The organism is Microvirga sp. P4_A5 (assembly GCF_056402495.1).
Map to the genome: position 1 here is coordinate 1 of NZ_JBFUHH010000127.1, position 10,456 is coordinate 10,456.

The window sequence follows — 10,456 nt, forward strand, 5'->3', positions numbered from 1 at the left end:
GGCCAGCATGGTGTAGACCTTGCCGGTTTCCGACGTCAGGTAGGTCTTGGTCAGCATCGAGTCCCTGTCATCGCGGGAGACTTCCGCGAGAAGCCGCTCGAATTCCTCCACATAGCGATCGACGGTCGCCTTGAACTCGCTGTCGCGAACGTATTTGCGGCGGATCTCGTCGAAGGTCTGCTGGCCCTGGAGCGTGTAGAGACGACGGGTGAACACCTTGCTCTCGCCGCGCTTGTAGCGGTCCCACAATTCCACGGCCGCATCGTGGTCGATCATCCGGGCGATGTCCACCGAGATGGAATCGAGGGACTCGAGGCTGTTGACCCGCGAGCGGTCGCCACGGACACCGGGGCGTCCGGGTTCTTCCTCGTCGCGGGAGGCGCGATCGAGCAGGCCGGAGAGCCAGCCGCCGCGACCGGCCGCCGGATCTTCCCGTCGCGGGGCGGGACGTTCCGCAACCGGCGGAGCCTGACGCACGGGGGCAGGGGCGGGAGCGGGAACGGGCTGCTGAACCGGGGCGGGCGCGGCCTTTGGCTCGACATGGCGGGCGAAGGTCGCGGCAGGCGCGTTCATCGGCATCGGAGCCGTGACGACGGCCGGTGCGGGACGCTGCTCGACCACCGCCGCGACAGCCGCGATGGATGCCTCGTTGACCCGGCGAGGCTGCACCGCAGGCGCCGCATCCACCACGCGGTTCGACCGCGAGACGAGGGCGGACAATTCGTTGAGCGCCTTGATCTGGTCGGCGACCACGCGCCGCATGTTGGCGGTGGTTTCCTGCGTCTCCTGCGGCAGCTCGACGACGCCCCGATGCAGTTCGGCGCGGGTGTTTTCGAGTTCGCGCTGGATCTGCCCGGTCATGCCGCGCATCTCGTTCATGGTGTCGCGGAACTTCGCCGTCGCGTTGTTGAGGGCCTCGGACATTTCGGCGGCGGCCTGCTCGTAGGCGCTGCGAAGTGCGGACGCGGTGCGCTCGCCTTCCTCACCCGTGGAGCTGCGAATGCGTTCGAATTGCTCGCCGATCGCATGGGTGGTGGCCTCGGCCGAATTGGCCAGGACCGAGCCGATCTGGCGGGCTTTCGACTCCGCATTCTGCAGCGAGCCTTCAACCAGTGTGGTGAAGGAGCGGGTGACGGCTTCGAGATTTTCGGAGCGCGTGGCGATCCGGCCGAGCAGGTCGTTGAGCGATTGCTCGCGGCCCGCCAAGGCTGCGCTCATGCGGCTTTCCGCCTGTTCGAGGGAGGAGGCTGCTTCCGTCAGCGTCTGCAATTGCGCGCCGACGCCTTCGGTCAGGGAGCGGCCCCGCTCCTCGAGCGCACGCGCCAGTTCGGTTGCCTGATGGATCGCGCCGCCGGAAACCGACCGCAGTGCCTCGACCTGGTCGGCCACTTGTTCGGACGCGCGGCCGGTTTGCGATGCGACCTCGGCCAGAAGCCCCTCGATCTGCTGCACGCGGTTTGACAACCCGTCCTCGATGGCACCGAGATTGCCGCTTGCGCTGGCCGAAACCTGCTGCAGCAGCCGGTTGGCATCCTGCAGGCGACCGAGGACTTCCGACAATTCGTCGCGAAGGCGCTCGTTGGTGCCGACAAGCGTTTCGACCGCGCGGGACGAACCCTCGTCGATCGCGGCGCGCATGGCCTCGGTGGATTGCAGGTACGAGGACGTCAATTCGGTCGTGCGCTCCTGGAGCGACGACAGCAGGTTGTTGCTGCGCTCCTGCAAGCCGTCGATCACGGCGCCGCTGCGCTCTTCGAGGGTGCGGAGCGTCACGTCGGTGATGGCCGCCACATCGCGGCCGATGGCCTCGCCGCGTTCGCCCAGGCTCGACACGAGCGACAGGCCCTGCGTATCGAAAATGCTGCGGATCTCGCCGATGCGGCCGCCGAGCGAGCCGAGGACCGCGTGGCCCTTTTCGTCGATGGCCTCGACGACGCCGTCGAGACGGTTGACGACGCGCTCTTCGAACATCGAGACGCGCTGGTCGAGCGTGCCGGCAATTTCCTCCGCGCGGCTGCCGAGCGTTTCGTTGATCTCGGATGCGCGGTTGCCGAGGGTCGCGCTGATCTGGTCGGCGCGGGCGGCAAGGGAATCGGAGAGGGCCATGGTCTTGACGGTGATGCTCTGACCGATTTCGTCCACGCGGCTCTCCAGGGCGCTCGCCATATCGCGGCCGCCTTCGGCCATGATGCGGGCAAGTTCGCCTGTGCGGATCACCAGTGTTTCGTTGAGCGCGGTGGAACGCGTGCTGAGCGCGTTGTCGACACGTTCGACGATGGTGTCGAAATTGTGCGCGATCTCCGACGTGCGGCGGGTCGCGTGCTCTTCGAGCGCCGTGAGCTGGATCTCGATGGCGCCGGTCGCCTCGCGGGCCCGTTCCGAGAACGATTCCGCCATCGTGCGGCCCTGCACGGTGATGAGGCGATCCATCTCCTCGAAGCGGCCGCCAATGGTTTCGGTGAGGCTGCCGACATCGCGGGAGATCCGGTCGGCGACTTCGCCGCCGCGGCCCATGACGTCCTCGAACGCCGCGAGGCGCGAGCCGAGGGTCTCTTCCATCTCGCGTGTGCGCGTATCCACCGTGGTCGACAGCGTGTCGGCGGTGCGGTTGAGCGCCTCGTTGACCCGTGACCCTTGCGTCGCGATGGCAAGGACGATGTCCTTTCCGGTGCCCGCGAGGCGGTTCTGCGCCTCGTCGGCCTGACGGGTGAGGGCGGCGGTGAACTGGTCGCCGCGGGTTTCATAGGCGCTCTGGAACTCGTCCACCTTCGCGCCCATGACCGAGGCGATGCGCTCGCCCATGGCGGTGAGGCTGCCCTCGAGGGCCTGGCCCTGTACGTCCACCGTTTCGCTGACGCGCAAGCTGGCGGATTCCAGACGGGCCGCGAGGTCCTCGACGCGGGTGCCGATGGATTCGTCGGCGAGGCGAACCGCGCCTTCGAGATGCTCGCGCACCTCGGTGCCGCGCGCCGCGATCTCGCGGGTGACTTCTATGGCGGTCGCGGCGAGCTTTTCGCGGAATTCGCCGCCGCGTCCGACGATCTCGTCCACGACCTCGACGCCGGTGGTTGCCAGCTGCTCGCGCAACGTTCCGCTGCGCGAGGCGAGCTCGTCCATGAGCGTGGTCGCCGTGGTGGCGAAAGCCTCACGCATCGTGTCGCCATTGGCGGCGATGTCCTGAACGATCGTCGCGCCGGCATTGACGAGTTGCTCGCGCATGTCGATGGCGCGGGACGAGAAGTCGCCGGTGATCTGCGCGCTGGTGGCGGTCAGCCTTTCGGTGATTTCGTTGCCACGCTGGGCGAAGCTGTCTTCCAGCGATTTCGCCGTTTGCTCGAAGGCTTCGCGCACATCCGTGCCCTGCTGGGCCAGGGTGTCGATGACGCCGCGGCCGGTTTCGGCCAACATGCGCGTCACCTGTCCGGCACCGTCCTGGAGGTGGCGGTTCAGGAGGTCCCCGGTGCGCTCGAAAGCACCGGTGATGTCCTGCGCCTTGTTCTCGAGCGCCGCCGTGATGGCGGTGCCGGCCTCCGAGATGCCGACCTTGATTTCGTCGCTGGCGCCGGTCAGACGGTCGACCAGTTCGACGCCGCGGCCTGCCATCTCCTCCACGACCCGTTCGCCCGCCCGTCCCAGGGCTTGGGTGATCTGCTCGCCGCGCTGCTCGAGGGATCCGGTGACGCGTTCGCCCGCGCCGCTGATGGCGTTGACCACCCGTTCGGCGGCCTCGTCGAGATCCTGCGTCAGATGCTGGTGCGAGCCGGTGATGGCGGTGCGAACCCGCTCCGCATTGGTGACAATGGACTCGCGCTGTGTGACCAACTCGTCGATGAGCGAGCGAATGCGGATTTCGTTATCCGAATAGGCCCGTTCGAGGGTGGAAATTTCGCTGCGGACCAGCGTCTCGAGTTCGCCGGCGCGGGCAAGCGCCCGCTCCACGCCATCTCCGACGGCCGCGATCTCGCGGCGAACCGCCTGCGAAACGGACAGCACCGCGTCGGTGGAGAAATTCTCGGGCTGGGCCAGGCGAACGGCGACTTCGCCGACGGCGCGGGCGACCTGCTTCATTTCCTGCGAGCGGACGGTGAGCATCGCGGCGATGTAGAACAGGACGATAGGAGCAAACAGCACGAGGGCCGCGACCGAAAGCTGGGCCGGCGTATAGGCGGCCAGGAACTGTTCGGGGGTCGTGATGCCCTGGGAATAGAGCGAGAAGGCGCCGCCTGCGATCCACAGCAAGGACAGCAGCGTCGCGACATTGTAGCCGCGGCCCGAGGGGCGGACCTGCAGGGCCTGAAGCATCGTTCCGACATTCTGCCGGTCGTCATTGGCGACGGCTGTGCGATCGGGGGCGATGAAGCCGGAGCGCTGGTTGTCGTCGAGATCGCGGGAATTGTAGCGATCCTTCGGGGCGTTCGCCTCGATGTCCGCAAAGGCGCCCCGGGTGAAGTCGTGATCGTCGATATCGGGCAGCTTGGGATCGTCGAGCTTGCTTGCCTCGGACCGTTCGGACGCGCGCAGGTTGATGACCTSATCGAGGTTCAGGGCCTGCTCGACGGCGGTCAAGGCCGCCTCGGCCGGGTCTTTCATCTTCTTATTTTCCGTAGCCATGATCAGCCCTCGTGACGCAACCGAATGATGGCCAAAGCCGGTGACGCAAGGGCATGATGACCGCTGCGAACCAGGTTTTTGCCCGCGCCGAATGCACCTTGCGGCGAGTCCGGTCGGAAACCTACCATTTACCTACAAAGTCTAGCCGCCAGGATCAGGCAAAGGAACCCGATCCGCAATGTGACTTAAGAACGTCGTTAACGGCTTGGTAACTGCGTCAATTCGCAAACATTAACCATATCAGATATTTGAATGCTACCGATTCGTCGGTCCATCCGGGTCGCCAAGGCCGCTTCGGGTCTCTGGACGACCAATCCGAGCGGACCCGATGGCCTGCCGGTCCCCCCTCCCAGCGGCGTTCGGTCGCTCCGCCATCCCCACGGAAAAACGGGGTCGGTCGGCATTTGGCAAAGGACGGTCCTTCCGTGCCGACAGTGAGCGTCCGGCCATCGGGGAAATCAAACACGTGTAAGACTCTGAACCAATCGATCCATCACCGGTTCTCCTCCCGRGATTCGAAGGAGAGCTGGAACATGACATCTGGAGGGCGTGCGCGGCTTTGCAGGAACGCCTGCATCGCATCGTTTCTATCGTGCGCCCTGGCGCTGCCGGTCTGGGCTCAGGCGGAAAACCCATGGGTCGACCCTCCCGCTAAGCTGTCGCCGGTGGAGCCCGCGCCTTCCGCGCCACCTGTGCCCGTAGCACCGCCCCCTGCGACGCCGGCACCCGTTGAAGCGCCGCCCCCTGCGCCGCGCGCCGAACAGGCGAGGCCGCCGACGGATGTCGCCGTTCCGGCGCCCGCGCCAGCGCTCGCGCCGCCCGCATCCGCGGGCGTCACTGAAGCTCCTCGGCCCTCAGTCGAGGAACCGCAGAAGAAGGCTGGCGATCAGGCGACCGTTCGGCGTGGCCCGCTGCCCACCCCGCCGGAGGTCACGCTCGGCCTCAAGGCCGAGCTCGTCACCTTCGCATTTCTCGATTTCTGGTCCGCGCCCAATGCGGTGACGTTGAAAGAGATGCCGAGCTTCTACGGTGAGGACGTCATGTTTCACGGCCGCCACATGAGCGTGCAGGAGGTGTTGAAGGGCAAGCGGCGCTTCGCCCGACGCTGGCCTGAGCGGGAATACAAGCCCCGCCGGGAGAGCATGCAGATCGCCTGCGACGCGCAGGCCGAGATCTGCAATGTCCGCACCGTGGTCGATTTCATGGCCGCCAGCTCGAAGCGCCGGAAGCGCTCCGAAGGCACGACGACACTCGACCTGGGCATTAGCTTCGCCGAGGGCCGCCCCATCATCGCCTCGGAGAACAGTCAGGTCATCGCGCGCGGCGTAGGCATTGCCGATGACGAGTGATGTGAGCGTCGACGCGGGCAGGGGGATGACGGCTGAAATCGAGCGGCTGATCGGCGAGGAGGTCGACAAGCTCAACCCCCGGCCGGAGTCCCGCGACACCCTGGTGCTGATCGCCCTTGGCCGCGTTCATCCGGTCGCAGGACAGGCCGACACGGAGGCGCGTCTCCGCTATCTGGTTTTCGACGAGAAGGGGCTACCGCGCACAAAAATCGAGGACGAACGGGAAGTCGACCTGACTATCGCGGACGTGGTGGGCGAACTCAAACAACGCTACCCGAAGCTCTTCGATGATGCGCCAGCGATTGTCCCCACTCCCGTCACCGCTGAGAGAGACTGGCTCACAGTGGCGACTTCGGTCGACCAGCCGACAGAAAAGTTGGCAGAACCTCTTCTTGACCCGGTCGAGCCGGAAGCAAAGCGGCACGCGGAGCTGGAAGAGATTATTTCCGTGGCAAAAGCCATCGGGCGTTCGACCGTCGAGGCCTCCAGCGCTGCCGCCCGCTCGTTCCTGGAGACGAGTGCCTCGCAACCCTGGTGGCGTCGGATCCCGGTTCTGCTGGTGGGAGCGCTGGCCGTCCTGCTGCTCCTGGTCTTGATCGTGAACCCATGGAAATCCCCCTTCGATTCGGGGCGTGCGGGCGCGACGGCCACCCAGTCGACGGCCTCCCGAAGCGCCGCGTCTCCCGACGTGCAAGAGGTCAGCGGCGTCGCGGAGGTGATCGACACGACGACGCTCAAGATCGACGATAAGGTTCTTCACCTCTACGGCATCGAGTGGGCTCGCGGCGGAAACGCCGATCTCCTGCGCAACTATCTCGCGGACCGAACGGTCTTGTGCCGTGCTYCACCGCCGACCGACCGGCATCGGTGCGAGGTGGACGGGCGCGACCTCTCCGTCGTGGTGCTGTTCAACGGCGGCGCCCGCACCACGTCGGACGCTCCGCCGGAGCTTCGCGTGGCCGAGCAGCATGCGCGCGCGGAGAAAAAAGGAGTCTGGAAGCGCTAATATTCCCACTGCACCACGAATATGAACGCGCGCTGCGGATCGCACCCGAACCCGGAACGGGTCTCCTGACGGCGAGTTGTGGAAGTGCGGTGCGTTGTCGGCGACGCGCTGCGTTTTCCATCACGCACCCACGCAGAGGATCGTTGGACAATGGCCCCGGCAGACAAATCGAACCCGCAAAAAGATGGTCACCACCTGGGTGCCGGCGGCGAAGTCCACCAAGTCGGGGGCCGAAGACTGCCTGACCACGAACCATGGCGTCCCCGTAAGCGACAATCAGAACTCGCTCAAGGGCGGGCGGCGAGGACCCACGCTGCTGGAAGATTTCGTGCTGCGCGAGAAGATCCAGCATTTCGATCACGAGCGCATCCCTGAGCGGATCGTGCATGCGCGAGGATCGGCCGCGCACGGCTTCTTCGAATTGACGAGTTCGCTGGGTGAATTCAGCCGAGCGAAAGTGTTGACGGAGGTTGGCCAGAAGACCGAGGTCTTCGCCCGGTTCTCCACGGTGGCAGGCGGCGCGGGCTCGGTCGACACGCCGCGCGACGTACGCGGCTTCGCTGTCAAGTTCTACACCAAGGAGGGAAACTGGGATCTGGTTGGCAACAACATCCCGGTCTTGCTCGCGGGCTCGCCCTCGGTCGTCTTCGACGCGGTCGCTTTGGTGCTATCGCAGGCCGGCTGCGCCGAGTTGATGTCGGAAGGCGCTGCGATCGACTTTGCCAAGGACGCCTTCGGTCACCTGAAGGCGATCGGGTTCACCTCCGCGGCAAAACCTCTGCTCGACAAGGCGGGCGTGATGGCGGATGCGGGAGTGATCGACCTGAGCGCCGGGGCGGCGAAATTTATCGAACAAGCAAAAACGCGCCAATGGGATCGGGAGCCGAAAGTCCGCCTTCTCGCCTGATGTGAGGCAACCGGGTCGCGGGCGAAGTGGGGAGAACCTCGCCGGCGATCCATCTCGCCGCAACCCCCGCTGCCCATCGGTGAACGTGCGCCTAGCGACGTTTCAAGAGCCCAGAAACCTTCTGGCGAATGCCGTCCCACTTGCGCGTAGCCCAAATCGTGAATCGCCCTACGGGCTTGCGAAGAAAAGGCACGTCGTAGGCAATCAGAAGAAGTCCGAGCGGAAGCATCCAAACGCCGAGGAACGGTAGAATCGAGAACACACCGCCGACGATGAGGAGAGCACCGACGGGAATGCGGATCCATTGCGCGCGCGGATGGCGCAGGTTCCGGATGGCCCAGGCGAGTTTGTCCGGAACCGCTCGCTCCAGGTCCTTGAAAGCGCGACGCAGAATAAATTTGCCGTTGTCAGTTGTTCGCATCCTCACTGAATTGCGAAAGGGGCAAGAGAGTTCCGCCAAACGCCAATGTAGAGGCAACAAACATTGCCGCAGTCAGCCGGACACGCTTGCGCGTGCCGGAGAAGCGCCGAAGCGGGACCCTCATCGGCACGCGGTCTTGCGAGAAAATGCCAGGGCCTCCGGGATGCGCCGGAGGCCTCAGCTTTCTTACTCCTTGGTCGCCCAGTACAGCAGGATCTGATTGTCCGCGCGCTGGACGAGCTTGACCTTTTTCGAGACGCCCCAGGCGAGCGCCTGCTGGTGAACCGGGATAAAGCTCCAATCGTCCATTCCGATCTGGAAGGCCTGCTTGATCAGCAGATCCCGTTTCGTCTTGTCGGTTTCGACCAGGATCCGGTCGGTGAGCGCATCGAGTTCCTTGTTGCAATAACCGCCGTAATTCGTCTCTCCGCGACTCGAGGTCGGCACATCGCGGCATCCCATGATGTCGTGAAGCACGTTATGCGAGTCGAACGTTCCGGGCGTCCAGCCGAGCAGATAAAACGACGTGGAGTAACCGCCCGATTTTCCAGATTTTGCGAAGTACAGCGCTTTCGGTTGCGCGGTGAGGTTCACCTTGATGCCGGCTCGCGCCAGCATGGACACCGTTGCCTGGCAGATGGCTTCGTCGTTGACATAGCGATCGTTCGGGCAATCCATGCCCACCTCGAAGCCATTCGGATAGCCGGCTTCGGCCAGAAGCTTCTTGGCGCCTTCCAGGTCGAATTTCGGACGTGTGAAGTCCTTGGAATGCACGAACAACTCAGGTGCGATCATGAGCGCCGAAGGTGTCGAGAGGCCCCGCATCACGCGATCGCGGATGAGGTTCATGTCGATCGCCTTGTAGAAGGCCTCGCGAACGCGCTTGTCTTTGAAAGGGTTTTTCCCCTTCACGCTGGAGGACAGCAGTTCGTCGCGCACCGTATCGAAGCCGAGAAAAATGGTGCGAAGTTCGGGGCCGGTCATGACCTGCTTGTCCGGCGCCGAGTTCACGCGCTGGATATCCTGCAGCGGCACCGGCTCGATGACGTCGACCTCGCCCGAGAGAAGCGCTGCCACGCGGGTGGCATCGCTGCTGATCGGCGTGAACACGATCTCGTCCAGATTGTGTTCGGGTTTTCCCCACCAGTTCGCGTTCTTCTTGAAGACGGTTTTAACGCCGGCCTGGTGGCTCTCGATCACAAATGGCCCGGTGCCGTTCGCGTTGAGCGCGGCGAAACTCGGGGTCGTCGCGGCCGCGGGCGTCGGAGCAGCGGCGTTGTTCGCCTCGCTCCACTCCTTGTCCATGATGTACCACGTGTCCCATTGCGAGTTGAGGATCGGATTGGGAGAAGTCAGGATTACATCCACCGTGTGATCGTCGACCTTCACGAACTTGGCGGTCGTTGGAACGCGGGTCGCAAAATTCGATCCTGTGGCGCGGACCCGATCTGCAGAAAAGATCACGTCATCGGCGTTGAAGGCGTTGCCGTTGTGAAATTTGATGCCCTGACGGAGATGAATACGCCAGCGCAATCCGTCCTCGCTGGTTTCCCAACGTTCGGCGAGAGCCGGCTGAATGGCCAGGTCCTTGCCGCGCTTCGTCAGTCCCTCGTAGACGTGTCCGAGATGCGCATTCGTCGTGGTTTCATTCAGCGTGTACGGATCGAGCGACTTGAGGTCGCCTTGATTGGCATATCGGAGGGTGACAGAAACGGCGGGCGTCGCCAATCCGGCGAGCGAAATTGCGGCAGCTAACGCTGCCAAGTTCTTGCTGATCATAGGCCGGTCTCCACTGGCACGCTTCGGAACAAAGCGCGTTGCTGTTTTTGACAGCTTAGTTGGCCAAGGTGGCAGGTATCGACAGATGGGTCCAGCGCTGCCTTACCGTATTACGGGTGGCGCACACGATCCGATATGGCCCGTATGAAGCGCGGACAGAAGAAGCAGGTGATTGTTGGTGCAAATCCAACCCGCGATGTCAGCGCCCGGCCCGGCGCCAGCCAGCGTTGCGGCTTCCTCCGAGGAGAACCGTCGCTTCGCCCAACAACCAGGTGACGACGATTCCCGCAGCATGATGTGACGTTACAAAGAAAGATTCAGAATGTTTCTGCCGTCAACCGCCGAATGTCTCGATCTGCCCTGAGGATGTGACGGCGAAGATG

Annotated in this window: 5 protein-coding genes and 1 pseudogene; 3 read left to right on the forward strand and 3 right to left on the reverse strand. The window is 64.2% G+C overall.

The features are described 5' to 3' along the window. Window positions 1-4,611 (reverse strand): apolipoprotein A-IV repeat region-like domain-containing protein (locus tag AC1DVM_RS20990; RefSeq protein WP_477257703.1); only part of this gene is annotated, 4,611 nt, incomplete at its 3' end. Between the two features lie 533 nt (window positions 4,612-5,144). On the opposite strand from AC1DVM_RS20990, the gene AC1DVM_RS20995 reads away from it, so the two are divergent. From AC1DVM_RS20995 to AC1DVM_RS21005, 3 genes and pseudogenes are all read left to right on the forward strand, one after another. Then, entirely contained in the window at window positions 5,145-5,960 is an 816-nt protein-coding gene (locus tag AC1DVM_RS20995; RefSeq protein ID WP_477257705.1) for a hypothetical protein, read from the forward strand. After that, window positions 5,950-6,966: a thermonuclease family protein gene (locus tag AC1DVM_RS21000; protein WP_477257707.1), complete on the forward strand. Its 1,017-nt coding sequence runs from the start codon at window positions 5,950-5,952 to the stop codon at window positions 6,964-6,966. Before AC1DVM_RS20995 ends, AC1DVM_RS21000 begins: the two co-directional genes overlap by 11 nt. A 150-nt stretch (window positions 6,967-7,116) precedes the next feature. After that, window positions 7,117-7,585 (forward strand): annotated as a pseudogene (locus tag AC1DVM_RS21005) (catalase); the annotation flags it as partial. 379 nt (window positions 7,586-7,964) lie between these two features. Here the strand turns inward: AC1DVM_RS21005 and AC1DVM_RS21010 are convergent. Continuing rightward, entirely contained in the window at window positions 7,965-8,294 is a 330-nt protein-coding gene (locus AC1DVM_RS21010) for a hypothetical protein (RefSeq protein ID WP_477257709.1), read from the reverse strand. 186 nt (window positions 8,295-8,480) lie between these two features. Beyond that, the gene (locus AC1DVM_RS21015) at window positions 8,481-10,073 is read right to left on the reverse strand and encodes an ABC transporter substrate-binding protein (protein ID WP_477257711.1); all 1,593 of its coding nucleotides are present in this window, start codon (window positions 10,071-10,073) and stop codon (window positions 8,481-8,483) included. Window positions 10,074-10,456 lie beyond the last annotated feature (383 nt).